The sequence below is a fragment of the Achromobacter ruhlandii genome (assembly GCF_902859695.1).
Lineage (GTDB): Bacteria > Pseudomonadota > Gammaproteobacteria > Burkholderiales > Burkholderiaceae_B > Achromobacter > Achromobacter ruhlandii.
On record NZ_CADIJL010000001.1, the window covers coordinates 390,105 to 415,160 of the forward strand.

A 25,056-nucleotide genomic window follows, 5' to 3' on the forward strand; every position below is an offset into this window, starting at 1 on the left:
TCCTGGTACGGAAAGGCAGACATAGAGACCTACGTACAAGGGAGTTTTTCGTGTCCGCTTCATCTTGCCCGCGCCTGGGCGCATCGTTGACCGCTGGCCGTCTGGCCGTGCTTGCCGCCACTTGCGCCGGCGCCTGGCTGGCCGCCGCGCCCGCCGCCTGGGCGCAAGCCTCGCCCGCCGCGGCCCAGGCGCCGCGCACTTATCAGATCGCCGCCGGTCCGTTGGGCGATGCGCTGACTCAATTCGCGCGCAGCGCGGGCGTGGTGCTGTCGTTCGATCCGGCGCAGGTGCGCGGCCTGCGGTCCGAAGGCCTGAACGGCGCCTATCCGGTGGGCGCCGGCTTCGCCCGCATCCTGGCTGGCAGTGGCCTGCAGGCGCGGGCCCAGGCGGGCAATTCCTGGACGCTGGTGGCGGCGCCCTCCGGCGACACGCTGACGCTGGCGCCGGTGACGGTGTCGGCCAATTCCCTGAGCGCCTTCGCGCCGACCGTGGGCTACGTGGCCGGCGCCAGCGTCAGCGCCACCAAGACCGACACCCCGCTGATCGAGACGCCGCAATCCGTGTCCGTGGTCACGCGCGAGCAGATCGCGGAGCAGGGCGCGCAGACGTTGAACCAGGTGTTGCGCTACACGCCCGGCGTGGCGACCGAAACGCGCGGCGCGACCGCCACGCGGCTGGACCAGTTCAGCGTGCGCGGCTTCTCCGCATCGACCTACCTGGACGGCCTGCGTGTGTTCGGCGGGCGCGATGCCTTGCCACAGGTGGACGCCTATCGTCTGGAGCGTGTCGATGTGCTGAAAGGGCCGGCCTCGGTGATGTACGGGCAGGGCGGCCCCGGCGGCGTGGTCAACCAGGTCAGCAAGCGGCCGCTGGAAGAAGCGCTGCATGAAGTCGAGCTTCAGGTTGGCAACTACGATTACCGGCGCGCCAACTTCGACTTCGGCGGCCCGCTGGACGCAGAGGGCAAGTACCTGTATCGCCTGGTGGGATCGGGCTACATGTCCGACGGCCAGATCGACCACACCAAGGAGCGCCGCTACTTCGTCTCGCCGGCCTTCACCTGGAAGCCCAACGGCGACACCTCGCTCACCGTGCTGACGAACTTCCAACGCGATCCCGACATGGGGTCGTATGGCGCCGCGCCGCCGATGCGCACGCTGCTGTCGGCGCCGGACGGCATCCGCCTGTCGCCACGCTACTACGACGGCGACGCCAATTTCGAGAAGAGCGACCGCAAGAGCTATTCGCTCGGCTACGTGCTGGACCACCGTTTCAGCGATGCCCTGAAGGCGACGCAGAGCCTGCGCTGGACCCATTCCGACGCCAAGTACCGCAGCATCTATGGCGCGTCCAGCCGCTTCTATGGCTACACCGACAGCCGTTACCTGTACCAGCAGCGTGCCGCGATCGCCACCGATGTCGAGGTCGGCGCCCTGACTATCGACAACAACCTGCAGGCGCGTTTCAACACCGGCGCCTTTGGCCACACCGTGCTGCTGGGCCTGGACTACCAGCATGTCAAGACCGACACGCTGTCCGGCTTCGGCAGCGCGCCCGCGCTGAATGTGATGAACCCCGACAACCACCAGGACATCCCGGTGCCGGCGTTTTCCACCGATGCCACCACCACGCAATATCAGACCGGTCTGTACTTACAGGACCAGATCAAGATCGACCGCCTGTCGGTATTGCTGGGAGGGCGCTACGACTGGTCGCGCAACGTCGGCGAAAGCACCGCCATCGCCACCGGCCGCACCACGCCCTCGTCGTTGCGCGCGCAGGCCTTCACCGGCCGTTTCGGCGTGATCTACAACTTCGACAACGGCGTGGCGCCGTACTTCAGCTACTCCGAATCGTTCGAGCCGCAGTCGGGCACGGGCTGGAACAACGCGCTGTTCAAGCCGATCGAGGGCAACCAGTACGAGGTCGGCATCAAGTACCAGCCACCGGGCAGCGCGACCCTGCTGTCGGTGGCCGCCTTCGACATCCGCCGCGAGAACATGCTGACCACCGACCCGGATCCGACGCACCTGTGCGGCACGTCGAACGCGCGCTGCCAGATCCAGTCGGGCGAATTGCGCACGCAGGGCATCGAGCTCGAAGCCAAGACCGAACCGCTGCGCGGGCTGACGCTGATGGCGGGCTATTCACTGCTGGACAACGCCTATTCCAAGTCCAACCCCGGCACCACGGGGCTGAACCTCAAGGGCAAGGCGCCGGTGGGCGTGCCATCGCAGCAGGCTTCGGCCTGGGCCCGCTACCAGTTGCAGGGCGGTCCGCTGGCCGGCCTGGGCGTGGGCGGCGGCGTGCGCTACATCGGTTCGTCGTACGGGGATGAAGCCAACACCATGAAGGTGCCGTCGGTGACGCTGTTCGACCTGATGCTGGACTACGACATGGGCCGCGTGTCGCCGTCGCTCAAGGGCATGCAGGTGGCGCTAAACGTGCAGAACCTGTTCGACAAGGAATATATCGCGTCGTGCTCGGGCGATTCGTGGTGCTGGTACGGCTACCAGCGCTCGATCAAGGCCAGCCTGCGTTATCGCTGGTAGACAGGACGGCCCGTCCGCGGCGCAACCGTGGACGGGCAGGCACGCAAAGCCTCACGTCGTAGTGAGAATGGTTATAATTCAGACCCTTGCCGAGAGAGAGCCGTCGCGGGGCGGTTCCAGAGCGGCATTCACAACAGGAAAATCGACAATGAAATTCGCAAGGACTTTGGCAGCCATGGCGCTGCTGGGCAGCGCCGGCGCGGCGCAGGCGCACTTCGTCTGGCTCGAGCGGGCCGACCAGGGCCCGGCAAAGGCGTACTTCGGCGAATGGGCGGACGACCTGCGTGAAAAGCGCGACGGCCTGCTGGGCAAGGTCCTGGTGGCGCCGGTGGTGACCGGCGCCGACGGCAAGGCGCTCAAGGCGTCGGCCGAGGGCGCGGATTTCGTCGAGTTCGCCGCCAGCGGCAAGGGCGACGTGCGTCTGTCGCAGCCGATCCAGTTCAAGGACACGCTGATGCAGTACGGCGCCAAGGCCGGCCGCGAAGACACCCAGGGCAAGCTCGACCTGGAACTGGTGCCGGCCGCCGCGGGCAGCAACACCTTCGTGCTGCAGTTCAAGGGCAAGCCGCTCGCCAAGACCGAAGTCACCGTGTTCGGCCCGCCCAAGTGGGAAAAGCGTTTCCGTAGCGACGAGAACGGCCGCATCGAGATCACCACGCCGTGGCCGGGCCAGTACGTGCTGGAAGCCGCCCACGTCGAGGACAAGGCCGGCGAGGCCGATGGCAAGGCCTACGCCAAGGTCCGCTACGTTTCCACCCTGACCTTCAACGTGACCAAGTGAAAGCTCCCGCAGCCGGCGCAGGCATGATGCGCTACCGTCTGGCCGTGGCCTCGCGGGCCCTGGCCGCCATCCTCGGCGGCTACGGCCTGGCCTCGGCGGCCGCGGCCTGCCTGGCCGTCTGGCTGCCCATGCAGCGCGCCGACGCCGTCGTCACGGCGCAGATGTCGGCCTTCGTGGTCTACACCTGTGGCGTCATCTGGGTGTTCGCCACCCGCAACGCCTGGCGCGCCTGGGCCGGCATCCTGTTGCCGGCGGCGCTATTCGGCGGCCTGTTCCTGATCGGCCGCATGGTGGGGGCGGCATGAAACCTGCCAAAGGAAAAGCGCAAGGCGAAGAAGGCCTGCGCCAATCCATGTCGTGGCTGCACACCTGGTCGGGCTTGATCTTCGGCTGGGTGCTGTTCGCGATGTTCCTGACCGGCACGCTGTCGTTCTTCCGTCCCGAGATCACCCGCTGGATGCAGCCCGAGATCCAGGCGCAGGCCGCGCCCACGCTCGAATCCGTGGCCATGGCCCAGCGCTACCTGACCGAGCACGCGCCCGACGCCAAGCGCTGGTTCATCACGCCGCCAACCGATCGCGAACCGCTGATCCAGCTGCTGTACCAGGCGCCCAAGCCCAAGCCGGGCGAGCGCGGCTTCGTGCGCGTCAAGCTCGACCCGCGGACCGGCCAGGCCGTCGCCGGGCGCGAGACGCGCGGCGGCGATTTCTTCTACCGCTTCCATTTCGAACTCGAAACGGCCTTTCCGTGGGGGCGCTGGCTCGCCAGCATCGCCGGCATGTTCATGCTGGTGGCCATCATCAGCGGCATCATCACGCACAAGAAGATCTTCGCCGACTTCTTCACCTTCCGCCCGAAGAAGGGCGGCCAGCGGGCCTGGATGGACGGCCACAACGCGCTGTCGGTGCTGGGATTGCCGTTTCACCTGATGATCACCTTCAGCGGGCTGGTGCTGTTCATGGCCATGCTGATGCCCGCCGGCATCATGGCGGTCTATGAAAACCCGCGACAGTATTCCGACGACGTGTTCGCGGCCTTCAAGGTCACGCCGCCGCGCAACGAGGCCGCGCCCCTCGTCGCGCTTGCGCCGCTGGTGGATCAGGTGCAGCAGCGCTGGCATGGCCGCGTGGGCCGCGTGACCGTCAACAACCCGGGCGATGCCGGCGCCACCGTCACCTTGACGCGCGATGCGGCGGACGGCGTGTCGTACGGCCGGCTCGCGCCCTATGCGCGCTTTGATGGCGTCACCGGCGCCTTCCTGGAAGGGCAGGACGAACTGAGCCCCACCGTGCGCACCGCCGGCGTGGTCGTCGGCCTGCACCTGGGCCTGTTCGCCGAGCCGCTGCTGCGCTGGTTCTATTTCCTGGTCAGCCTGGCGGGCACTGGCATGGTCGGTTCCGGCCTGGTGCTGTGGATCGCCAAGCGCCGCCAGAAGGCGCGTCCCGGCGCGCGCGAGGCTTTCTCGCTGCGCCTGGTGGACGGCCTGAACGCCGGCACCATCGCCGGCCTGTTCATCGCGGTGGCCGCGTTCTTCTGGGCCAACCGGTTGGTGCCGGCCGACCTGCCGGGCCGCCAGCTGTGGGAAGTGCGTGCGTTCTTCGCCGCCTGGGGCCTGTCGTTGGTGTATGCGTTCCTGTTCCACAGGCGCAAGTGGGTTGATCTGCTCACGATTGCCGCCGCCTCGCTGGCGCTGGTGCCGGTGGTCAATGCCCTGACCACCTCGCGTCACCTCGGCGTGTCGCTGCCGGCGGGCGATTGGGTCATGGCCGGGTTCGACCTGACCTGCCTGGCTGGCGCGCTGTTGCTGGGCTGGATGGCACGCCGGGCGGCCCGGGCGCGCAAGGCGCCGGCCAAGGGCGCCACCAAGACGCCGGCCCGGGCGCGGGCCGCGACGCCCGCCGCCGTGCCCGTACCGGCCCAGGCCCAGGCCCAGGCCCAGGCGCGCCGCCGCGCCGCCACCGCGCTGGAGCCGCCGCCTTCTCCTTCCGATGCCGCTTATGAACCAAGGTGATATGCCATGACGCTAGCCGCCTTCTGCCTGGCCTATGCGGGGTTTTCCGCCCTCTGCCTGGGCATGGATCGTCACTACGAAGACTTGTTCGACCGCGCGCTGCCACGCCGTCATCGCGTGCCGTTGCGGGCCTTCGGCTGGCTGGCGCTCGCCCTCTCTCTGTGCGCCTCGGCCGCGGTCTGGGGCTGGAGCTATGGCACCGTTGAATGGATCGGCATTCTCAGCATCGCCGGCCTGTTGCTGATCTGGTTCCTGACTTTCCGGCCCCGTGCCGCGCTGACGGCGGGCGGGCTGTGCGCGGTGGCCGCGCCGCTGCTGGCCGTGCTGTAGGCGCACCGTGGGCAGGGCGCCCGCGCCGCGGGCCGGCCGGGCGCGCTTGCGCCAGGTCCGGGCGCTGCCCGCGCCATCCGGGTGTCGCGCGCGGCACGTTACACTGGGCGTTTCTCCAAGCAAACGGCTTCATCGTCCATGAACACCCGCGTCCTCACTGGCATCACCACCTCCGGAACCCCTCACCTCGGCAACTACGCTGGCGCGATCCGCCCGGCGGTCCAAGCCAGCACGCAACCGGGTGTCGACGCGTTTTTCTTCCTGGCCGACTACCACGCCCTGATCAAGTGCGATGATCCGGCCCGCGTGGCCCGCTCGCGCCTCGAAATCGCCGCCACCTGGCTGGCGGTGGGGCTGGACCCCGAACGCGTGACCTTCTACCGTCAGTCGGATATCCCCGAGATCCCCGAATTGAGCTGGCTGCTGACCTGCGTCACGGCCAAGGGCCTGATGAACCGCGCGCACGCCTACAAGGCTTCGGTCGACCAGAATACGGCCAAGGGCGTGGACCCGGACGACGGCGTGACCATGGGCCTGTTCTCGTACCCCATCCTGATGGCCGCGGACATCGTCATGTTCAACGCCAACAAGGTGCCGGTGGGCCGCGACCAGATCCAGCATCTGGAGATGGCGCGCGACATCGCCCAGCGCTTCAATCACCTGTACGGCCGCGACTACTTCACGCTGCCCGAAGTCGCCATCGAAGAGGACGTGGCCACCTTGCCGGGCCTGGATGGCCGCAAGATGTCCAAGAGCTACAACAACACCATCCCGCTGTTCGAGGGCGGCGCCAAGGCGCTGCGCGCCTCGATCATGCGCATCGTCACCGATTCGCGCGAACCGGGCGAGCCCAAGGACGCCGAAGGCTCGCACCTGTACACCATCTACCGCGCCTTCGCCACGCATGAACAGGCCGCGGCGTTCCGCAAGCAGCTCGAGGACGGCCTGGGCTGGGGCGAGGCCAAGCAGGCGCTCTACGACCACCTGGAGAACCTGCTGGCGCCGATGCGTGAACGCTACTTCGACCTGATGGCCAACCCCGGCCGGATCGAAGACGTGCTGCAGGCTGGCGCCGCCAAGGCGCGCAAGCTGGCCGTGCCGATGATGCGCGAGCTGCGCGAGGCCGTCGGCCTGCGCAATCTGAATGCGCAGGCGCCGGGCAAGCAGGCGCAGGCCAAGAAGGAAAAGGGCAAGGGCGCGCGCTTTGTCAGCTTCCGCGACGAAGACGGCGGTTTCCGTTTCCGCCTGCTGGCGGCCGATGGCGAGGAACTGCTGCTGTCGCAGCGCTTTGCCGATCCCAAGGAAGCCGGGGCCCTGATGCGCCGCCTGCAATCGGAAGCGCCCGAGGCCCTGCTGCAGGCCACCGCGCAGGGCGTGGCGGCGGTGCTCGATGGGGTAGCCGTGGCGACGGCGCCCGCTGGCGCCCAGGGCGACGCGCAGGCGCAGTTGGCCAAGGCGAGCGAAGCGCTGGCCTCGATGTCGCAGGAGTAGCGCGACGCGGGCGGCGCGCGCGCCGCCTCTCTTGCGTGATGGAATCGCCCGGCCACTGTGCCGGGCATGCTTTTTTCAGCGACGCGCGCTCGATACGATGCGGCCGTCCTGCACCTGGAAGCGCTGGGCGCTGCCCTGGCCGGCGATCTCGAGCAGGTCGCCTTCCGAATAACCGGTGACGGTCGGACAATCCAGCCATTCGGGGTTGATGAACGGGAAGTACTTGAGCGCGCCGCTGCCCTGGCTGACGAAATCGAAGGTGGTGTTGGCGACCACTTCCGGATCCCACTGGCTGGCGTCGAAGGTCAGTGCGCAGCCGGCCCCGATACGGTAGACGATGCTGGCGCCCATGCTGGCAAAGCCAAGCGCGCCGACGTGCAATTGCGCGCCGTTGGTCAGTTCGATGACGCGGCTGCCCAGGCGTTCCAGAGTGATGTGCTTGAAGGTGACTTCGGCGCCATCCACGGTCAGGTGAGCGTATTGACCCAGGGTGACTTCGTTGTAGGCGCCGCTCAGGCTGGCTTCTTTTTCGGTAATGGTTGCCGTTTCGTTGGCGGCAAGCGTAATCGTATTGCGCATGGCGGACGGATCTCCGGTCTCTCAGGGGATGGCGCTGTTTTTCTAGTGCTTCTACCCGATAGACGCTTGCGCCGCAGCTCGCCTGATCATGGGTTTGCCTTCGCCGTGCGTGCCCGACTTCGCCGGCTTTTATTATTTGGACACAATTCGATATTTTCCCTTGTTTTTGTTGCGTCCGGCTTGCGGCATCGCAAGGAAAACGGGCAATTGCGGGAAAGTCCCTAGTTGAATGACAACCGGCGCCTGAGGCGCCGGTCGGGGACTTGCAAGAGGCGCCTGGCCGGCTCCGGAGGAAGCGGCCAGGGCGGCGCTCAACGTTTGAGCTTGGCGAAGGCGTCGGCCATGGCGCTGTTCATCGCGCCACCGCCGCCGCCATTGCCGCGGCCGCTGTCGCCCTGCGGACGACGGCCCGGGCGGTCGCCGCCCTTGGGCGCGTCGGCGCCGCGGCGGGCTGGCACGGCGGCGTCGTTCATGCGCATGGTCAGCGCCACGCGCTTGCGCGCCACATCCACTTCCAGCACCTTCACGCTGACGGTCTGGCCCACGCGCACCACGTCGCGCGGATCCTTCACGAACTTCTCGGCCAGCGCGGAAATGTGGACCAGGCCGTCCTGGTGCACGCCGATGTCGACGAACGCGCCGAAGTTGGCGACGTTGGTCACCACGCCTTCGAGCACCATGCCGGGGTACAGGTCGTTGAGCGTCTCGACGCCTTCCTTGAACTGCGCCGTCTTGAACTCGGGACGCGGATCGCGGCCGGGCTTTTCCAGTTCGGCGAAGATGTCGCGCACCGTCGGCAGGCCGAAGCGTTCGTCCGTGAAATCAGACGGCGACACGCCCTTGAGCGCGTCGCGCTGGCCGATGATCTGCTTCACCTCGGCCTTGATCTTGGCGACGATGCGCTCGACCACCGGATAGGCTTCGGGGTGCACCGACGAGGCATCCAGCGGGTTGTCGCCGTTGGGAATGCGCAGGAAGCCGGCGGCCTGCTCGAAAGCCTTGTCGCCGAAGCGCGGCACCTTGCGCAGTTGCTCGCGGGTGGGGAAGGCGCCGTTCTCGTCGCGCCAGGCCACGATGTTCTTGGCCAGCAGCGAGTTCAGGCCCGACACGCGCGCCAGCAGCGCGGCGGAGGCGGTGTTGACGTCCACGCCGACCGCGTTCACGCAGTCCTCGACCACCGCGTCCAGCGAACGCGCCAGCTCGCGCTGGTTGACGTCGTGCTGGTACTGGCCCACGCCGATGGCCTTGGGATCGATCTTGACCAGCTCGGCCAGCGGATCCTGCAGGCGGCGCGCGATCGACACGGCGCCGCGCAGCGTCACGTCGAGGTCGGGGAATTCCTGCGCGGCGGTCTCGGAGGCCGAATACACCGACGCGCCGGCCTCGGACACCACCACGCGGGTCACCTTCAGGTCGGGGAAGCGTTCCTGCATGTCGCCCACCAGCTTCTCGCTTTCGCGCGAGGCGGTGCCGTTGCCGATGGCGATCAGGTCGACCTTGTGGCGCGCCACCAGCGCGGCCAGGGTGTTGATGGTGCCGTCGCGGTCGCGGCGCGGCTCGAACGGGTAGACGGTGGTGGTGTCGACGACCTTGCCGGTGCGGTCGATCACGGCCACCTTGCAGCCCGTGCGGATGCCAGGGTCCAGGCCCAGCACGGCCTTGGGGCCGGCCGGCGCGGCCAGCAGCAGGTCTTTCAGGTTGGCGGCGAACACGCGGATGGCCTCGGCCTCGGCGGTTTCGCGCAGGCGGCCGATCAGTTCGCTCTCGAAGGCCGTCACCAGCTTGACGCGCCAGGTCCAGCGGCACACTTCGCCCAGCCAGCGCGCGCGCGGCGAGGCATCCAGCGCGAACAGGCCGTTGCCCAGCTTGAGGAAGCTGGCGATGCGCGCGACGCAGGGGTGCGGGGTCTGCGCCTCCAGTTCGGCTTCCAGGCCCAGGCGGATTTCCAGCACGCCTTGCTGGCGGCCGCGCAGCAGCGCCAGGATGCGGTGCGACGGCAGCGTGCGCAGCGGTTCGTTGAAGTCGAACCAGTCGCGGAAGTTGGCGCCTTCGGTCTCCTTGCCGTCGACCATCTTGGAATACAGATAGCCGGTGGACCAGAGGTGCTCGCGCATGTCGGCCAGCAGGTCGGCGTTCTCGGCGTAGCGCTCGGCCAGGATGTCGCGGGCGCCGTCCAGCGCCGCCTTGGCGTCGTTGATCGAGGCTTCGGGATTCAGGTACTGCGCGGCCAGCGCGGCCGGGTCGCAGGCGGCGTCGGCCAGGATGGCGTCGGCCAGCGGCTCCAGGCCCGCCTCGCGGGCGATCTGGGCGCGCGTGCGGCGCTTCGGTTTGTAGGGCGCGTACAGGTCTTCCAGGCGCTGCTTGGTGTCGGCGGTGGCGATTTCCTGCTGCAGTTCGGGCGTCAGCTTGCCTTGCTGCGAGATCGATTCGAGGATCGCGCCGCGGCGTTCTTCGAGTTCGCGCAGGTAACCCAGGCGCACTTCCAGGTTGCGCAGGACGGTGTCGTCCAGGCCGCCGGTGGCTTCCTTGCGGTAGCGCGCAATGAACGGCACGGTGGCGCCATCATCGAGCAGTTCCACCGCCGAGGCGATCTGGGAGGCGCGGGCGCCAAGCTCGGTGGCGAGCTGGGCCACGATACGGGCATTGTCGACGCCGGCGGCGACGTTCGTGATAACGGAAGTTTCAGACATCTCGATACGACGGCAAAAAGGAAAAACAAGGGGCGGATTGTGCCATAAGCCGCTGTTACAAAAAGTGCCAACCGGGATGCATCCGTCCCCATCGACTGTGCCGTTTGCGACGCGTTCGCCGTAAAAGGGCAGCGCCAGCGGGTATCATTTGATCCTTTCCCACCCTATCAGGGCCTGGCGCCCCCGCCGTCGACCCGCGCGGTCGATCGCGACGCCCGGCTGTTTCCATGCTGGACCTGGACATCTCCGAATTCTTCGCCGAGGACGGCCCGCTCGCGTCGGCCTTGCCCGGCTACAAGCCGCGCCCTTCCCAAGTGGAACTGGCCCAGGCCATCGGCCAGGCCATCCAGGACCGCGCCACGCTGGTGGCCGAGGCCGGCACCGGCATCGGCAAGACCTGGGCCTATCTTGTACCCGCCTTCATCCAGGGCGGCAAGGTGCTGATCTCCACCGGTACCCGCACCCTGCAGGACCAGTTGTTCACGCGCGACCTGCCGCGCGTGCGGGCGGCGCTGGCCGCGCCGGTGACGGCCGCCTTGCTCAAGGGCCGCGGCAACTACGTCTGCCATTACCACCTGGAACGCCTGCAGGGCGACGAACGCGCCTTGAAGTCGCGCACCGAGATCCAGCAGTTGCGCCAGATCCAGGTGTTCGCCGGCATTTCCAAGACCGGCGACCGTGGCGATCTGGCGCAGGTGCCCGAAGACGCCGACATCTGGCAGCGCGTCACCTCGACCCGCGAAAACTGCCTGGGCCAGGAATGCCCCCGCATTCGCGACTGCTTCGTGGTCAAGGCCCGCCGCCAGGCCCAGGAGGCCGACGTGGTGGTGGTCAACCACGCCCTGTTCATGGCCGACCTGGTGCTGCGCGAAGAAGGCGTCACCGACCTGCTGCCCGAGGCCGACACCGTCATCTTCGACGAAGCCCATCAGTTGCCCGACACCGCCACCCGCTTCCTGGGCAGCAGCGTGTCGACCCACCAATTGCTGGACTTCGGCCGGGCGCTGGAGGCCGCCGGCCTGGCCTATGCGCGCGAAGCGACCAAATGGAGCGACGTGGCGCGTCACCTGGAAACGGCGGCGCGCGAATTGCGCCTGGTCTGTGCGCCGCTGGACCGCATGCCGGGCCGCAAGGCCACCTTCGAGGCCATTCCCAATCCCGAGGAATTCGATGCCGCGCTGGCGGTGCTGCGCGAAGCGATCGACGTCGCCACCAACGCGCTAGGCTCGGTAGCCGAACGCCATCCCGACCTGGTGGCCGCCGCGCGCAGCGGCGCCGAAATCGCCGTGCGCCTGAAGCGCTGGGCCACGCCGGCGCGCGATGCATCGGGTGTCGACGATGAAGGCTGGGGCCGCGACGACCAGGCGCCCGGGCTGCCCGCGGCGCTGGGCGATGGCCTGTCGACGCCGGTCGCGATCCTTGAAGGCGCGGCGGCGGCGGGCGAATGGACCGGCCCGGCCGTGCGTTGGGTCGAACACGGCCAGCACCACGTGCGCCTGCACTCCGCGCCGCTGTCGGTGGCGCAGGCCTTCTCCAAGTACCGCAAGCCGGGCCAGGCCTGGATCATGACCTCGGCCACCCTGTCGGTGAATGGCGAATTCACCCACTTCACCGGCCAGTTGGGCCTGGATCAGGCCCGCACCGGCAAGTGGGAGTCGCCGTTCGATTATCCCGAGCAGGCGCTGCTGTTCGTGCCGCGCGGCATGCCCGAACCGCAATCGCCGCAGTTCCTGGACCGCTTCGTGCAGACGCTGCTGCCGCTGCTGGAGGCCAGTCCGGGCGGCACGCTGGTGCTGTGTACGACGCTGCGCGCCGTGGACAAGGTCGCCAACCTGCTGGCCGACGCGTTCGATGACGCCGGCCACGACTGGCCGCTGCTCAAGCAGGGCGAAGGCACGCGCCGCGACCTGCTGGACCGCTTCTGCAAGTTGACCCATCCGGTGCTGGTGGGCAGCGCCAGTTTCTGGGAGGGCATCGACCTGCCCGGCGACGTGCTGACGCTGGTGGCGATCGACAAGCTGCCGTTCGCGCCGCCGGACGATCCGGTGATCGAGGCTCGCCTGCGGGCCTGTCGCGCCCAGGGCGGCAATCCGTTCTCGGAATACCAGCTGCCCGAGGCCGCCATTTCGCTCAAGCAGGGCGCCGGCCGCCTGATCCGCACGGAATCGGACTGGGGCGTGCTGATGGTGGGCGATGCGCGCCTGGTCGAAAAGCCCTACGGCAAGCGCCTGTGGCGCGGCCTGCCGCCGTTCGCGCGCACGCGCGAACTGGAGGAAGTGCTGGCGTTCTACCGTCGCAAGCAGGCATAGCGCCGCCAGTCGCCACCACGACCGCCAGCCAACAAAAAGCCCCTCGATTGCTCGAGGGGCTTTTTCCCATGCGGTGGCCGGTCAGGTCAGTTGAACGGATTCCACCAGCTCTTGTCGGCCTTCAGGCCCTTGTTCTTGAACGTGCTGTTGGGGAAGTTCTTGTCGAGCACGCGTTCCGAGTCGTTCTTCAGCTCGGTCATGCCGAGCTTGTCGTACGAGGCGACCATCAGGTACAGCGCTTCCTCGGTGGCGGGCGCGCCTTCGAAGTCGGTGATGACCGTCTGCGCCCGGTTGGCCGCGGCCACGTAGGCGCCGCGCTCGAAGTAGTAGCGGGCCACGTGCACTTCGTTCATGGCGATGGTGTTGACCAGCCAGGCCACGCGCTTTTCGGCGTCCGGGGTGTACTTGCTGTCCGGGTAGCGCTTGATCAGCTCGTTGAAGGCGTCGTACGACGCGCGCAGGCCCTTGGGATCGCGCTCGGCGGGATCCTGGCCGGTGATGCTGCTCATGAAGGCGCTGGCCGGCGTGAAATTGATCAGGCCCTTCAGGTACAGCGCGTAGTCGGTTCCCGGATGGTTGGGATAGAGCTGCTGGAAGCGGTCGATCGCGGCCAGCGCCTGTTCGTTTTCGCCGTCCTTCCAGTTGACGTAGGCCAGTTCGAGCAGGGCTTGCTGGGCGTAGACGCCGAACGGATAGCGGCTTTCGATGGCGGTCAGGCGCTCGCGGGCTTCCTTCCAGCCCCCCGAGGAGATTTCGGCCTTGGCGTCGGCGTAGAGCTGTTCGGCGCTCCAGTTGGCGGTCTTGTCGTATTTGCTGTTGGTCGAACCGCAACCGGCGATCGCGATGACGGCAAATAGCGCGATAACCACGCGCAAGACCGACCCGCTTCGGGAGGCGGGGTTCGTGGGAGCTGCGGGGTGGTGAATCACGAGAATCGTATCCTTGGTGGTAGCATGGCAGGCTGATTATATGATTTGTCTCCATGTCCGCTACAGCCTTCAGCGCAGATCTCGTTTCCGACGATGAACTCCTGGACCTTTCCGATGGTGATTCCGGCGAAAACCCAGGTGGAAAATCGCGCGGCGGGTCGCTTGAAAACGCGCAACTTGTAACGGTGCCCGTGGGCACCCGGGCCGACCGGCTCGACAAGGTGCTGGCCGGCCTATTGCCAGACCACTCCCGCAGCCGTCTGCAGGGCTGGATCGAAGCCGGCAACGTCCATGTCAACGGCGCGCCCGGCAAGGTGCGCCAGACGGTCGGCCCGGGCGACGAGATCGCCGTCTGGCCCCAGCCCGCGCCGGAATCGCTGGCATTCGCGCCCGAACCCATCGACTTTCCGGTGGTGGACGAAAGCCCCGACTGGATCGTGGTGAACAAACCCGCCGGCCTGGTGGTGCATCCGGGCGCCGGCAACTGGCGCGGCACGCTGCTCAACGGCCTGTTGCACCGCTACCCGGAATTGGCCCAGGTGGCGCGCGCCGGCATCGTTCACCGGCTGGACAAGGACACCTCCGGCCTGATGGTGGTGGCGCGCAACGAAATCGCGCAGACCCACCTGGTGCGCCAGTTGCAGGCCCGCAGCATGGGCCGCGAATACGTGGCGCTGGCGCACGGCTGGCTGCCCGCCGCCGGCCGGGTCGACCGCGCCATCGGCCGCGATCCGCGCGTGCCGGTGCGCATGAGCGTCGAGCGTCCCGTGGCGCCCAAGCCGGCCGTCACCCACTACGCTCCCGCGCGGCGCGGCCAGGTCGACCCCGGCGGCCGCGTCAGCGAGGTGGTCTGTCGCCTGGAAACCGGCCGCACCCACCAGATCCGGGTGCACCTGGCCAGCCTGGGGCACCCACTGCTGGCCGACACCCTCTATGGCGGCAAGAACATCGCGGGCGCGCAGCGGCAGATGCTGCACGCCCGCGCCCTGCATTTCGACGATCCGGGCGGGCGTGGCGAGGTCCAGTTCGCCGCGCCGGTGCCGGCCGACATGACCCTGGTCCAGGAAGCGATCGCATGGAACGCGTGACGCAAGGCTTGCCCGTGGTGACCGGTCCCGCGTGGCCGGGCGTCAACTATTTCTGCACCACCCGCGCCGGTGGCGTGGGCGTGGCCCCGCACGACACGCTGAATCTCGGCCGCCGCGCCGGCGATAATCCCGACGCCGTGGCAGAGAACCGCCGCCGCCTGCGCGCGGCGCTGCCGGCCGAACCGCTGTGGCTGCGCCAGGTGCACGGCAGCGAGGTGGTCGACGCCGATGCCGCCGACCTGCCGGACGAGCCCGCGCTGGACGCCAGTGTCACCGCGCGTCCCGGCCGGGTGCTGGCGGTGATGGTGGCCGACTGCCTGCCGGTGGTCATTGCCGACGCCGACGGCCGGGTCCTGGGCGCCGCGCACGCCGGCTGGCGCGGCCTGTCCGGCGGCGTGCTGGAACACACCCTGGCGGCGATGCGCGCCAAGGCGCCGCAGGCCACCGCCTGGCGCGCCTGGGTCGGTCCCGGCATCGGGCCGGACGCCTTCGAGGTCGGGCGCGACGTGCTGGACGCCTTCCTGGGCGACGATCCCGCCGCCGAACGTTATTTCCGGCCGCGGCCCGGCGTGCCCGGAAAATGGCTGGCCGACCTGGCCGGCCTGGCCGAATTCCGCCTGCGCCGCGCCGGGGTGGAGGACGTCACCCTGAGTCGCCTGTGCACGGTCACGGACGCGGCGCGCTTCTTTTCCTACCGCCGCGACGGTGAAACCGGGCGGATGGCATTGCTGGCCTGGCTGGATCCGGCTTGATCCCGCGCAAGGCGGCCGCAAATGCCTTGCGCCCCTCATTGAATACCCGCATTGACAGCCCTTAACCCGACATGCAACATCAATCGGGAAGTCTCGATAACAAGGTGTCGAAGTGAATGCCAATCTCTCCGCTTCAGGGCCCCATCCGGTGAGCGTGGCTCCGGACGTCCTGGCCGATATCCAGGCTGAATTCTCGCGCGAATGGCAACGGCTGTGCGACGACGCCCGCCGTGGCGCGCTGGCTCCGCCGGCCGACCGCCGCTTCGCCGGCGCGGCCTGGGCCGCCAATGGCCAGCATCTGCTGATGGCGCACACCTACCTGCTGTCGGCCCGCGCCATGTCGCGCATGGTCGACGCGGCGCAGGTCAGCGAGCCGATGCGCGACCGCCTGCGGTTCTCGATCATGCAATGGGTCGACGCGCTGTCGCCGTCGAACTTCCTGGCGCTCAACCCCGATGCCCAGCAATCCATCGTCGAAAGCGCCGGCCGCGCCCTGAACGAAGGGCTGGCCAATCTGCTGGGCGACGTCAAGAAAGGCCGCATCACCCAGACCGACGAGACCCAGTTCGAGATCGGCCGCAACGTGGCGGTGACGCCCGGCGACGTGGTGTTCGAAAATGCGCTGTTCCAGCTGATCCAGTACAAGCCCGCCACCGCCACGGTGCACGAGCGGCCGCTGGTGATCGTGCCGCCGAACATCAACAAGTTCTATATCCTCGACCTGCAACCCGACAACTCGTTCGTGCGCCACGCGGTCGAGCAGGGCTTCACGGTGTTCCTGATCTCCTGGCGCAACCCGCTGGCCAGCGATACCGACGGCATCGATCGCGCGACCTGGTCCGACTACCTCGACGACGCGGTGCTGCAGGCCCTGCGCGTGGCCAGCGACATCTCCGGCCAGCCGCAGGTCAACGCGCTCGGCTTCTGTGTCGGCGGCACCATGCTGGCCTCGGCGCTGGCGCTGGCCGAAGCGCGCGGCGAGCATCCGGTGGCGGCGCTGACGCTGCTGACCTCGCTGCTCGATTTCCACGATACCGGCATCCTCAACGTCTTCGTCGACGAGGCCCACGCGCTGCTGCGCGACCATCAACTGGGCAACGGCGGCCTGATGCCCGGACGCGACCTTGCCACCACTTTCTCGTTCCTGCGGCCTAATGAACTGGTCTGGAACTACGTCGTCGGCAACTACCTGAAAGGCCAGAAGCCGCCAGCCTTCGACCTGCTGTTCTGGAACGGCGACAGCACCAATCTGCCGGGCCCGTTCTTTTCCTGGTACTTCCGCAACACGTATCTCGAAAACAACCTGAAGGTGCCCGGCCGCGCCCAGGCCGCCGGCCTGCCGCTGGACCTGACGCGCCTGTCGATGCCGGCGTATATTTTCGGTTCACGCGAAGACCATATCGTGCCGTGGGTGTCGGCCTATGCTTCCACCCAGGTGCTGCGCGGTCCGCAGCGCTTCGTGCTGGGCGCCTCGGGCCATATCGCCGGCGTGGTGAATCCGCCCGCCAAGAAGCGCCGCAGCTACTGGGTGGCGGACAATCTGGGCGGCGCCGGCCAGCCGCTGCCGGGCGACCCCAACGCCTGGCTGGAGCAGGCGCAGGAAATACCGGGCAGCTGGTGGCCCGATTGGGCCGCCTGGCTGGCGGGGCATTCCGGCAAGCAGGTCAAGGCGCGTGCAAAATCAGGTAACGCCCGGTATCGGCCGATAGAGCCGGCGCCGGGCAGGTATGTGAAGGTCAGGGCTGCCTGAAGCCGCGCACGCGGTGGGCCCAGGCCAATAAGAAGTCAATCAACGAGGCGTCCGTCGCACACAGGAGGAAGTCCAATGAGCGGAAAACTGGCTTACGTTACAGGCGGGATGGGCGGGATCGGCACCTCTATTTGCCAACGCCTGGCCAAAGAAGGCTTTCGCGTCGTGGCAGGCTGCGGCCCGAGCCGCAATTACCAGCAATGGCTGGATGAGCAGGCGGCGCAGGGATATACCTTCCATGCTTCCGTCGGCAATGTGTCCGACTGGGATTCCACCGTGGCCGCGTTCGAGCGCGTCACGGCGGAACTCGGCCCGGTCGACGTGCTGGTCAATAATGCGGGCATCACCCGCGACGGGCTGTTCCGCAAGATGACCGCCGACGATTGGCGCGCGGTCATCGACACCAACCTGAACAGCCTGTTCAACGTAACCAAGCAGGTCATCGACGGCATGGTCGAGCGCCAGTGGGGGCGCATCATCAACATCAGCTCGGTGAACGGGCAGAAAGGCCAGTTCGGCCAGACCAACTACTCCACCGCCAAGGCCGGCATCCACGGCTTCACCATGGCGCTGGCGCAGGAAGTCGCCAGCAAGGGCGTCACCGTCAACACCATCTCGCCCGGCTACATCGGGACCGACATGGTGCGCGCCATCCGTCCGGACGTGCTGGAAAAGATCGTCGCCACCATCCCGGTGCGCCGCCTGGGCACGCCCGAGGAAATCGCGTCGATGACGGCGTGGCTGGCTTCGGATGAATCCGGTTTTTCCACCGGGGCGGATTTCTCGCTCAACGGCGGCCTGCACATGGGCTGACGCCTCGCGGGCCGCCCGGCGGGCGGCCCTTCCGCGCCGCGGTGCCTCGGGGAGACGGCGTCGCGGCATTACACTTCACCCTATTCGAAGTCTTAGAGATCGCCCGATCCGGGGACAACCATGACGCAAGCACAAACCGGCGCCAGCCTGCGCCTGATTAAAAAGTACCCCAACCGTCGTCTGTACGACACCCGGACCAGCACCTACATCACCCTGGCGGATGTCAAGCAACTGGTTCTGGCCAACGAAGAATTCCAGGTGGTCGACGCCAAGAGCGCCGAAGACCTCACGCGCAGCATCCTGCTGCAGATCATTCTTGAAGAAGAAAGCGGCGGCATGCCCATGTTTTCGTCGAACATGCTGTCGCAGATCATCCGTTTCTACGGCCACGCGATGCAGGGCATCATGGGCTCGTACCTGGAAAAGAACATCCAGGCCTTCATGGAGATCCAGCAGCGCATGGCCGAGCAGTCCAAGGGCCTGTATGGCAGCCAGTTCGGTCCCGAAGCCTGGGCCCAGTTCATGAACGTGCAGACGCCGATGCTGCAGAACATGATGAACAACTACATCGACCAGAGCAAAAACCTGTTCGTGCAGATGCAGGACCAGATGCAGGACCAGACGCGCGCCATGTTCTCGAACTTCCCCTTCAACCCCGGGGGCGTGCAAGGCGGCGGACGCAAGTCGTAAAAAGGGAAGCGCGGCATTGCCGCGGATCCCACCTTAGTCAGCCGGCGTGGCATTGCCCGCCGGCTTTTGTTTGGCTTGATGGGACGCAAAAAACAGAGAATTTCAGACTGATGTGATTCAGGGAGATGTCAGATTTTTTCGTTACATTAATGCAAACGGTTCTTGTTTATGTTTTTAGAATCCGTCGTTTCAATCGAGCTTCGAGGATACCCAATGATGAAGAAAGCCTTGGCCCTGGCCATTGTCGCTTTGAGCGTGTCCGCCGCCCAAGCGGCTGAATACCCCATCGGCAAGCCGGTGGAAAAGGGCGGCATGGAGATCGGCGCGGTCTACCTGCAGCCGATCGAAATGGACCCGCCGGGCATGATGCGTCCCGCCAAGGATTCCGACATCCACCTCGAAGCCGACATCCACGCCACGGCCGGCAATCCCACCGGTTTTCCCGAAGGCGAGTGGATGCCCTACCTGGTCGTGAAATACGAAATCCAGAAGGTCGGCAGCCAGAACGTGCAGAAGGGCACCTTCATGCCCATGGTCGCCAATGATGGCCCGCATTATGGCGAGAACATCAAGCTCGAAGGCCCGGGCAAGTACAAGCTGAAGTACACCATCCTGCCGCCGACCGCCGACAAGATGAGCCACTTCGGTCGTCACATCGACAAAGAAACCGGCGTGGGCGACTGGTTCCAGCCGTTCGACCTCGAATATGAATTCGTCTATGCCGGCACCGGCAAGAAGGGCGGCTACTGATCGTGCATAGCATGCGTCCCCTGCGCCGCCTCTGCGTAGCGCTGCTGATCGGCCTGGCGGGCATGGCCGGCGCGCCCGCGCAGGCGGACGAACTGCCCACGTTCACGCTGACGTTCAAGCCCAATGGCACGTTTGAACCGGCCACGCTGGAAGTCCCGGCTGGCCGCTTCAAGATCGAACTGATCAACGAAAGCAACGAGCCGGTCGAATTCGAAAGCATTCCGCTGCGCAAGGAAAAAGTCCTGGGCCCCGGGGTCAAGTCGTTCGTGGTCATCACCATCTCGCGTCCGGGCGAGTATCCCTTCTTCGATGACTTTCACCAATCGGTGAAAGGCACGCTGATCGTCAAGCCCAAGGAATAGGCAGCCGCATTTCATGGAACAGGTTCTTTTCATCGTCTGGCGCGAAAGCGTCGAAGCCATGCTGGTGGTGGGCATTCTGTACACCTGGCTGCGCTCGACGCCGGAAGGCAAACGCGGACTGAAGTATCTGTGGGGTGGGGTGGGCGCCGGCCTGGCGCTGGCGATCGCGCTGGCGCTGGTGCTGCTGGGCGTGTCCACCTGGCTCAGCGACGAGGGCCAGGAATGGTTCCAGGCCATCATGTCGCTGGCGGCGTGCGCGCTGGTGGTGCAGATGGTCGTGTGGATGAAAAAGCACGGCCGCACGCTCAAGGGCGAGCTTGAAAGCGGCGCCCGCTCGTCGGTGGCCAACGACAACTGGTGGGGCCTGTTCTTGCTGGTGGCCATCGCGGTGGCCCGCGAAGGCAGCGAAACCGTGGTGTTCCTGTACGGCACAGTGGCGGCGGGCGAAGGCGGCAGCAACATGCTGATGCTGGCGCTGGCCGGCGTGGCGGGTTTCGTGGTGGCCCTGCTGACCTTCTGGCTGCTGCAGCTGGGCGGAAAGCTCATCACCTGGCGCCGTTTTTTCCGCGTCACCGAAATCCTGCTGCTGCTGCTGGCCGGTTCGCTGCTGGTGGGCGGGCTGGATCACCTGATCTCGCTGGACGTGCTGCCGACCATCATCGATCCGGTCTGGGACAGCTCGTGGCTGCTGAGCGACAGCACGGGCGTGGGCAAGATTCTGGCTGATTTCGCTGGCTATCGCGCCCTGCCGGCCCTGATCTCGGTACTGTTGTGGGTTGCTTACTGGATCGTGGTGTGGGCGATGCTGCGCTGGGTGGGCGGCAAGCCCGCTCCGGCGGCGGCGCGCGCCACGTCCTGATCGCGAAAACCGACGCATTCATCGGATTGAATTAATGAAGGTTTGACCATGGCAGCTGCACTCGGGAGGGCAACCTCCCGTATCGCCGACTTTCTCCGAGACCATGCCCCGCTGTTGCGCAAGCTGCAGTGGGGCATTGTTGCGATATACGCTTTCCTCCTGATCGTGCCGGCCATCATGCCGCTGCCGGACAATTCGGCCTCGGTATTCAACAACCTGACCATCGTGGCGCAGTTCGCGTTCTGGGGCGTGTGGTGGCCGTTCGTGCTGGTCTCCATGCCCATTCTGGGACGGGCATGGTGCGGTTGGTTCTGTCCGGAGGGCATGCTCACCGAGTGGGCCAGCGAACGCGGTCAGGGGCATGCCATTCCCAAATGGATGCGCTGGGGCGGCTGGCCCTTCGTGGCCTTCGCGCTGACTACCATCTATGGCCAGTTGGTCAGCGTCTACCAGTATCCGTTGGCGGTGCTCGCCGTGCTGGGCGGCTCCACGGTGGCGGCCATGATCGTCGGCTGGCGCTACGGCCGCAGCAAGCGGGTCTGGTGCAAGTACCTGTGTCCGGTCAATGGCGTGTTCAACCTGCTGGCCAAGCTGGCGCCCTGGCACTTCAAAGTGGACGAGGAAAAGTGGCGTCACCCGGTCATCCGCATCGAACCCATCAACTGTGCGCCGCTGGTGCCCTTGCGACACATGAAGGGCGCCGGCGACTGTCACGTATGCGGCCGTTGCAGCGGCTATCGCGGTGCCATTGCCTTGACGCCGCGCTCGCCCGAGGAAGAAGTCGTCAGCGTCACCGACGGCGAACCGTGGCAGACCGTGCTGCTGTGCTTTGGCCTGATGGGCATCGCCATGGGGGCCTTCCTGTGGAGCGCCAGTCCGTGGTACGTGACCGCCAAGCAATGGGCGGCGACCTGGCTGGTCGAGCACGACATCATGTGGCCGCTGCTGGACAATGCGCCGTGGTTCATCCTGACGCATTATCCGGAAGTGAACGACAGCTTCTCGTGGCTGGATGGCGCGGGCATCCTGATGTTCGTGGTCGGCGCCACCGTGTGCGTGGGCGGTGCCACTTTCCTGTCCTTGTGGATCGCCGACCGGCTGGCGCCGGCGGCCCCGGTGGACGGGCAGCCTGCGGGCGGTTGGTTCCGTCCAGGCCTGCACAAGCTGGCCCAGGGGCTGATTCCTTCGGCCGGCATCGGCGTATTCCTGGGCCTGTCCGCCACCACCATCAACCTGCTCAAGCACGAAGGCGTGCGCGCCGCGTGGGCCACGCCAGTGCGTTTCACGCTGCTGACGCTGGCGGTGCTGTGGACCCTGCGCCTGTTCGCGCGCCTGTTGAACCAGCGTCCGGTCGGCATGGTCAGGAAGACCACCGCATGGCTGGTGCTGGCGGCCGGCCTGGTGCCTTTCTGTTGGTCCTGGGTGCTGTTCTTCGCCATCTGGTAACGCCCGCGAGATAACAAGATCGCAGGCGAAAGCTACGTCCACACGGGTGATGGCGCACGAGCAGCATCTGACGCGTGGTGGTCCTGGCATCTAGAGGCGAGGCCTCTTTCCCGAGGGATCAGGCCGCCATCAAGCTGCTATGGCTGGCGCGACTCAACGTGCTGGCCAAGTCCGCCAGAGCGACCTTCGACTGGAAAGTCGCCATGAACCAGTTTGCTATTCTGTTCGGCGAACGATTTACCGCGGCGCGGAAATAACAACTTTTAGAATGCCTCATCCACAAAAATGCGGACAGGCTCGATGCGTTGGGTAGAAACGTTGGGTAGAAACAGACGATAGACCGTGCAGCACTGGGAGCGCCTCTTGCCCCGCCCATTGCGATAAAGTAATGGCCTTCCTCCCCACGGCAACTCCCCCCCCAGCCCATGGCCACCTACGCATTCCGTCTTCTCAACGTCTTCGCCTCCAGCACCTTCACCGGCAACCCCCTCTGTGTATTCGAAGACGCGCGTGGCATGGACGACGCCACCATGCGCGAGCTGGCGGCGCAGTTCAATCTTTCCGAAACCACTTTCATCCTGCCGTCCGACGTGGCCGATGCGCGGGTGCGCATTTTCACGCCTGGCTTCGAGATGGGTTTCGCGGGCCATCCGACCATCGGCACGTCGCAGGTGGTGCGCGACCTGCTCAAGCGCGGCGATGCGTTGACGCTGGAATTCAAGGCCGGCGTCGTGCCGGTCACCGCGCAGGGTGACGCCTGGACTTTCACCGCGCCTTGCCCGAATGGCGTGCGCACGGCGGCGCCGACGCTGCCGGCCACTGATATTGCCGCACTGATGGGGCTGGACCTGGATGACCTGGCGGATGATCCCCTCTGGGTGGATACGGGCGCGGACCAGCTACTGGTGCCGCTCAAGAATGTCGACGCGTTGCGGCGCGCGAATCCGGATGCCTCGCGGCTGGATCGCTGGCAGGCCAACAGCCTGGGGCGCAAGGTCTGCTATCTGTTCGCCTTCGACCCGAACCGCCGGCAGGACGGGCGCGATGTCGTGGTGACGCGTTATTTCTACGCCAAGCCCGGCGGCGGGGTGCAGGAAGATGCCGGCACCGGATCGGCCTGCGCCAACCTGGGCGGCTGGCTGCGGCATCGGCAGCATGCGCTGCCCGCCAGTTTCCTGGTGGAGCAGGGCGACCAGATGGGCCGTCCTTGCCGGTTGCTGCTGGATGTGCAGGCCGATGGCCGCATCCAGGTGGGCGGCCGCGCGCTGGAGATCGGGCGCGGCACGGTGGACGTCTGAGTGTGCGCGCGGGTCCGGCATGACCGGGCTGTGCCTGTCACGCGGGCCGCGGCGCCGCTGGCGGCAGAGCGGTCCGGTGCGGACTCTGGGCTGTCGGCTTCCCGCGCGCAATGAAAAACGGCGCCTGTGTGTGAGCACAGGCGCCGTTTTTCATTGCATGGCCATCAAGGCCCGGCGGGTTACTTCTTGTTCTTGGCCGGGTCGACCTTGATGTTGTTCATCACCTGCTTCACGCCCTCGACGCCGCGGGCGACGGTGGCGGCGTGGTCGGCTTCGGCGGCGGTGCCGACGGTGCCGGTCAGCTTGGCCACGCCATCGGTGGTTTCAACGGCGATGTCCAGCGCGCTCAGTTGCTTGTCGGCCACAAAGGCGGCCTTGACCTTGGTGGTCACGGTCGCGTCGGAGGCGTATTCGCCCACGGATTGCTTGGGCTTGCCGTCATTGGCGGCAAAGGCCATGGAAGTGAAGACAGCGCCCGTACCCAGTGCGGCGGCGGCGATCAGCTTGCGAAATTCCATAGTTGTGCTCCTTATGTATGTGGTTTTCAGCGCGTTCAGGACGCAACGGCTAAGCGAAAGTTCTTTGGGTGCGATGTTCTTCTTCTATTTCTTGCGGAATGCGCCGCCCAGAATGGACAGCAGCGCCAGAACCAGGAAGACGAAGAACAGGATCTTGGCGATGCCCGCGGCGCCGGCGGCGATGCCGCCGAAGCCCAGGACCGCCGCGATGATCGCAATGACGAAGAAAACTACGGCGTAGTGCAACATGTCGGCTTCTCCTGGTGGCTCGGGATCAGGGGTTGCGATCGAAGAAATCGCGCACTTCCTTTTCCGCCTGTTCCTTGGTCTTGCCGTAGCGCTCCTGGATCAGGCCAGCGAGGCGTTCGGCGTTGCCTTCGGTACGGGTCAATTCGTCGTCGGTGAGTTCACCCCAGGCCGCCTTGGCCTTACCGGTCAGTTGCTTCCACTTGCCAGCGATGATGTCGTTATTCATGGTGACCTCTCTTCTGTGGGGCGAATGCCGGGGCTTATGGCCGATAAGCTTGTGCATTCGCGGTTGAGTTGGACACTGATCAGCTTGGGTTCAAGGTACAGGGCGGCCGCGAGCCCTGTCAAAGGACGCTGTGGGTAAATGTAACTGCCGGGGACGGGGCAAATCGCGCGTCCTTCGACGAGGGGTAGCGCAGGCGTACCAAGAGCGGGAGTTACATCTGAGCAACGTATTGAGGCGTTTTGAGCGGGGCTGGTAACGGGACCTATACGCGTTTGGCGAGGCGGATCGTGAAGCCGTGCCGCGCATCGCGCCGCTGGTTGCGTGGCGGGCGCAACGGTATAGTCGAGGCACGTGCCGGCCATGGTCTCGTGGCCCGCGCGGCCAGGCGATTTCACTCAAAGGACAGGCATGACGCAACGATTCCTCGGCACGATCCTGCTGGCGCTGGCGTTGGTGGCCGCGCAGGGATGCACGCACGTGACGGACCGCTACCAGGCAGCCGCGCCGGACGCCCCGGCCCACGGCTAGGCGTTATCGGCGGGCAGAAAAAAACGGGGAGCTTGCGCGCCCCGTTTTCACATTC

General features: G+C 66.5%; 23 protein-coding genes and 1 pseudogene. 18 read left to right on the forward strand and 6 right to left on the reverse strand.

Translation table 11 applies throughout. From position 1 onward, the window contains the following. Positions 1 to 50 precede the first annotated feature (50 nt). The 6 genes from HV742_RS01725 (at position 51) to HV742_RS01750 (ending at position 7,165) form a co-directional block, all read left to right on the forward strand. Complete coding sequence (locus HV742_RS01725) at positions 51 to 2,552, forward strand: TonB-dependent siderophore receptor (protein WP_156525654.1); 2,502 nt, start codon at positions 51 to 53, stop codon at positions 2,550 to 2,552. 148 nt (positions 2,553 to 2,700) lie between these two features. Further along, complete coding sequence (locus HV742_RS01730) at positions 2,701 to 3,333, forward strand: DUF4198 domain-containing protein (RefSeq protein ID WP_059269575.1); 633 nt, start codon at positions 2,701 to 2,703, stop codon at positions 3,331 to 3,333. 23 nt (positions 3,334 to 3,356) lie between these two features. Beyond that, positions 3,357 to 3,638: a DUF3649 domain-containing protein gene (locus HV742_RS01735; RefSeq protein WP_049072278.1), complete on the forward strand. Its 282-nt coding sequence runs from the start codon at positions 3,357 to 3,359 to the stop codon at positions 3,636 to 3,638. Beyond that, the gene (locus tag HV742_RS01740) at positions 3,635 to 5,344 is read left to right on the forward strand and encodes a PepSY-associated TM helix domain-containing protein (protein WP_175144341.1); all 1,710 of its coding nucleotides are present in this window, start codon (positions 3,635 to 3,637) and stop codon (positions 5,342 to 5,344) included. Before HV742_RS01735 ends, HV742_RS01740 begins: the two co-directional genes overlap by 4 nt. A gap of 6 nt (positions 5,345 to 5,350) precedes the next feature. Next, positions 5,351 to 5,674 carry a DUF3325 domain-containing protein gene (locus HV742_RS01745; protein ID WP_054416820.1) on the forward strand — a complete coding sequence of 108 codons (324 nt, stop codon included), beginning with the start codon at positions 5,351 to 5,353 and terminating at the stop codon, positions 5,672 to 5,674. Between the two features lie 138 nt (positions 5,675 to 5,812). Continuing rightward, positions 5,813 to 7,165 (forward strand): tryptophan--tRNA ligase, encoded by a 1,353-nt coding sequence (locus HV742_RS01750; protein WP_175144342.1) that lies wholly within the window; start codon positions 5,813 to 5,815, stop codon positions 7,163 to 7,165. Between the two features lie 75 nt (positions 7,166 to 7,240). Here the strand turns inward: HV742_RS01750 and HV742_RS01755 are convergent, their stop codons facing one another. Together HV742_RS01755 and tex are read right to left on the reverse strand one after the other, a co-directional pair. Then, positions 7,241 to 7,744: a hypothetical protein gene (locus HV742_RS01755; RefSeq protein WP_054416822.1), complete on the reverse strand. Its 504-nt coding sequence runs from the start codon at positions 7,742 to 7,744 to the stop codon at positions 7,241 to 7,243. Between the two features lie 311 nt (positions 7,745 to 8,055). Next, entirely contained in the window at positions 8,056 to 10,434 is a 2,379-nt protein-coding gene (tex, locus tag HV742_RS01760) for an RNA-binding transcriptional accessory protein Tex (RefSeq protein WP_068950480.1), read from the reverse strand. A gap of 227 nt (positions 10,435 to 10,661) precedes the next feature. Between tex and yoaA the strand changes: the two genes are divergently transcribed. Further along, positions 10,662 to 12,743 carry a DNA repair helicase YoaA gene (gene yoaA / locus HV742_RS01765; protein ID WP_049072286.1) on the forward strand — a complete coding sequence of 694 codons (2,082 nt, stop codon included), beginning with the start codon at positions 10,662 to 10,664 and terminating at the stop codon, positions 12,741 to 12,743. Positions 12,744 to 12,829: 86 nt separating this feature from the next. Here yoaA and HV742_RS01770 read toward each other — a convergent pair whose 3' ends face one another. Then, positions 12,830 to 13,618 (reverse strand): outer membrane protein assembly factor BamD, encoded by a 789-nt coding sequence (locus tag HV742_RS01770; protein ID WP_049072287.1) that lies wholly within the window; start codon positions 13,616 to 13,618, stop codon positions 12,830 to 12,832. Between the two features lie 107 nt (positions 13,619 to 13,725). Between HV742_RS01770 and HV742_RS01775 the strand changes: the two genes are divergently transcribed. From HV742_RS01775 to HV742_RS01825, 11 genes and pseudogenes are all read left to right on the forward strand, one after another. Further along, positions 13,726 to 14,760 carry an RluA family pseudouridine synthase gene (locus tag HV742_RS01775; RefSeq protein WP_254600905.1) on the forward strand — a complete coding sequence of 345 codons (1,035 nt, stop codon included), beginning with the start codon at positions 13,726 to 13,728 and terminating at the stop codon, positions 14,758 to 14,760. Next, positions 14,748 to 15,512, forward strand: coding sequence for a peptidoglycan editing factor PgeF (gene pgeF / locus HV742_RS01780; RefSeq protein ID WP_175144343.1), 765 nt, complete (start codon positions 14,748 to 14,750; stop codon positions 15,510 to 15,512). Before HV742_RS01775 ends, pgeF begins: the two co-directional genes overlap by 13 nt. A 112-nt stretch (positions 15,513 to 15,624) precedes the next feature. Further along, complete coding sequence (gene phaC / locus HV742_RS01785; protein ID WP_175144344.1) at positions 15,625 to 17,262, forward strand: class I poly(R)-hydroxyalkanoic acid synthase; 1,638 nt, start codon at positions 15,625 to 15,627, stop codon at positions 17,260 to 17,262. Positions 17,263 to 17,337: 75 nt separating this feature from the next. Further along, complete coding sequence (locus tag HV742_RS01790) at positions 17,338 to 18,075, forward strand: 3-ketoacyl-ACP reductase (RefSeq protein WP_006389399.1); 738 nt, start codon at positions 17,338 to 17,340, stop codon at positions 18,073 to 18,075. A gap of 120 nt (positions 18,076 to 18,195) precedes the next feature. Beyond that, positions 18,196 to 18,765: a polyhydroxyalkanoate synthesis repressor PhaR gene (gene phaR, locus HV742_RS01795; RefSeq protein WP_049072291.1), complete on the forward strand. Its 570-nt coding sequence runs from the start codon at positions 18,196 to 18,198 to the stop codon at positions 18,763 to 18,765. 213 nt (positions 18,766 to 18,978) lie between these two features. Next, positions 18,979 to 19,515, forward strand: coding sequence for an iron transporter (locus HV742_RS01800; RefSeq protein WP_006389401.1), 537 nt, complete (start codon positions 18,979 to 18,981; stop codon positions 19,513 to 19,515). Positions 19,516 to 19,526: 11 nt separating this feature from the next. Further along, positions 19,527 to 19,877 (forward strand): cupredoxin domain-containing protein, encoded by a 351-nt coding sequence (locus tag HV742_RS01805; protein ID WP_049072292.1) that lies wholly within the window; start codon positions 19,527 to 19,529, stop codon positions 19,875 to 19,877. Between the two features lie 13 nt (positions 19,878 to 19,890). Beyond that, positions 19,891 to 20,736 (forward strand): FTR1 family iron permease, encoded by an 846-nt coding sequence (locus HV742_RS01810; RefSeq protein WP_049072293.1) that lies wholly within the window; start codon positions 19,891 to 19,893, stop codon positions 20,734 to 20,736. 48 nt (positions 20,737 to 20,784) lie between these two features. Continuing rightward, positions 20,785 to 22,182: a 4Fe-4S binding protein gene (locus HV742_RS01815; RefSeq protein ID WP_049077546.1), complete on the forward strand. Its 1,398-nt coding sequence runs from the start codon at positions 20,785 to 20,787 to the stop codon at positions 22,180 to 22,182. A gap of 92 nt (positions 22,183 to 22,274) precedes the next feature. Then, a pseudogene (locus HV742_RS01820) lies at positions 22,275 to 22,439 on the forward strand (IS256 family transposase); the annotation flags it as partial. A 168-nt stretch (positions 22,440 to 22,607) separates the two neighbouring features. Then, a complete protein-coding gene (locus tag HV742_RS01825) occupies positions 22,608 to 23,480 on the forward strand; it encodes a PhzF family phenazine biosynthesis protein (RefSeq protein WP_175144345.1) in 873 nt (290 codons plus the stop codon). A gap of 179 nt (positions 23,481 to 23,659) precedes the next feature. Here the strand turns inward: HV742_RS01825 and HV742_RS01830 are convergent, their stop codons facing one another. From HV742_RS01830 to HV742_RS01840, 3 genes are all read right to left on the reverse strand, one after another. Then, positions 23,660 to 23,998, reverse strand: coding sequence for a BON domain-containing protein (locus HV742_RS01830; protein WP_024068163.1), 339 nt, complete (start codon positions 23,996 to 23,998; stop codon positions 23,660 to 23,662). 84 nt (positions 23,999 to 24,082) lie between these two features. Beyond that, positions 24,083 to 24,247 carry a DUF1328 domain-containing protein gene (locus HV742_RS01835; RefSeq protein ID WP_006389411.1) on the reverse strand — a complete coding sequence of 55 codons (165 nt, stop codon included), beginning with the start codon at positions 24,245 to 24,247 and terminating at the stop codon, positions 24,083 to 24,085. A 25-nt stretch (positions 24,248 to 24,272) separates the two neighbouring features. Then, positions 24,273 to 24,473 (reverse strand): CsbD family protein, encoded by a 201-nt coding sequence (locus HV742_RS01840; RefSeq protein WP_006389412.1) that lies wholly within the window; start codon positions 24,471 to 24,473, stop codon positions 24,273 to 24,275. Between the last annotated feature and the right edge of the window lie 583 nt (positions 24,474 to 25,056).

What these genes read in the sequence shown, in the direction of transcription:
- HV742_RS01730 (WP_059269575.1), top strand. Translation starts at nt 2,701, where the DNA reads ATGAAATTCGCAAGGACTTTGGCAGCCATGGCGCTGCTGGGCAGCGCC.
- HV742_RS01735 (WP_049072278.1), top strand. Translation starts at nt 3,357, where the DNA reads ATGATGCGCTACCGTCTGGCCGTGGCCTCGCGGGCCCTGGCCGCCATC.
- HV742_RS01740 (WP_175144341.1), top strand. Translation starts at nt 3,635, where the DNA reads ATGAAACCTGCCAAAGGAAAAGCGCAAGGCGAAGAAGGCCTGCGCCAA.
- HV742_RS01745 (WP_054416820.1), top strand. Translation starts at nt 5,351, where the DNA reads ATGACGCTAGCCGCCTTCTGCCTGGCCTATGCGGGGTTTTCCGCCCTC.
- HV742_RS01750 (WP_175144342.1), top strand. Translation starts at nt 5,813, where the DNA reads ATGAACACCCGCGTCCTCACTGGCATCACCACCTCCGGAACCCCTCAC.
- HV742_RS01755 (WP_054416822.1), bottom strand. Translation starts at nt 7,744, where the DNA reads ATGCGCAATACGATTACGCTTGCCGCCAACGAAACGGCAACCATTACC.
- tex (WP_068950480.1), bottom strand. Translation starts at nt 10,434, where the DNA reads ATGTCTGAAACTTCCGTTATCACGAACGTCGCCGCCGGCGTCGACAAT.
- yoaA (WP_049072286.1), top strand. Translation starts at nt 10,662, where the DNA reads ATGCTGGACCTGGACATCTCCGAATTCTTCGCCGAGGACGGCCCGCTC.
- HV742_RS01775 (WP_254600905.1), top strand. Translation starts at nt 13,726, where the DNA reads ATGTCCGCTACAGCCTTCAGCGCAGATCTCGTTTCCGACGATGAACTC.
- pgeF (WP_175144343.1), top strand. Translation starts at nt 14,748, where the DNA reads ATGGAACGCGTGACGCAAGGCTTGCCCGTGGTGACCGGTCCCGCGTGG.
- HV742_RS01790 (WP_006389399.1), top strand. Translation starts at nt 17,338, where the DNA reads ATGAGCGGAAAACTGGCTTACGTTACAGGCGGGATGGGCGGGATCGGC.
- phaR (WP_049072291.1), top strand. Translation starts at nt 18,196, where the DNA reads ATGACGCAAGCACAAACCGGCGCCAGCCTGCGCCTGATTAAAAAGTAC.
- HV742_RS01800 (WP_006389401.1), top strand. Translation starts at nt 18,979, where the DNA reads ATGATGAAGAAAGCCTTGGCCCTGGCCATTGTCGCTTTGAGCGTGTCC.
- HV742_RS01805 (WP_049072292.1), top strand. Translation starts at nt 19,527, where the DNA reads ATGCGTCCCCTGCGCCGCCTCTGCGTAGCGCTGCTGATCGGCCTGGCG.
- HV742_RS01810 (WP_049072293.1), top strand. Translation starts at nt 19,891, where the DNA reads ATGGAACAGGTTCTTTTCATCGTCTGGCGCGAAAGCGTCGAAGCCATG.
- HV742_RS01815 (WP_049077546.1), top strand. Translation starts at nt 20,785, where the DNA reads ATGGCAGCTGCACTCGGGAGGGCAACCTCCCGTATCGCCGACTTTCTC.
- HV742_RS01825 (WP_175144345.1), top strand. Translation starts at nt 22,608, where the DNA reads ATGGCCACCTACGCATTCCGTCTTCTCAACGTCTTCGCCTCCAGCACC.
- HV742_RS01830 (WP_024068163.1), bottom strand. Translation starts at nt 23,998, where the DNA reads ATGGAATTTCGCAAGCTGATCGCCGCCGCCGCACTGGGTACGGGCGCT.
- HV742_RS01835 (WP_006389411.1), bottom strand. Translation starts at nt 24,247, where the DNA reads ATGTTGCACTACGCCGTAGTTTTCTTCGTCATTGCGATCATCGCGGCG.
- HV742_RS01840 (WP_006389412.1), bottom strand. Translation starts at nt 24,473, where the DNA reads ATGAATAACGACATCATCGCTGGCAAGTGGAAGCAACTGACCGGTAAG.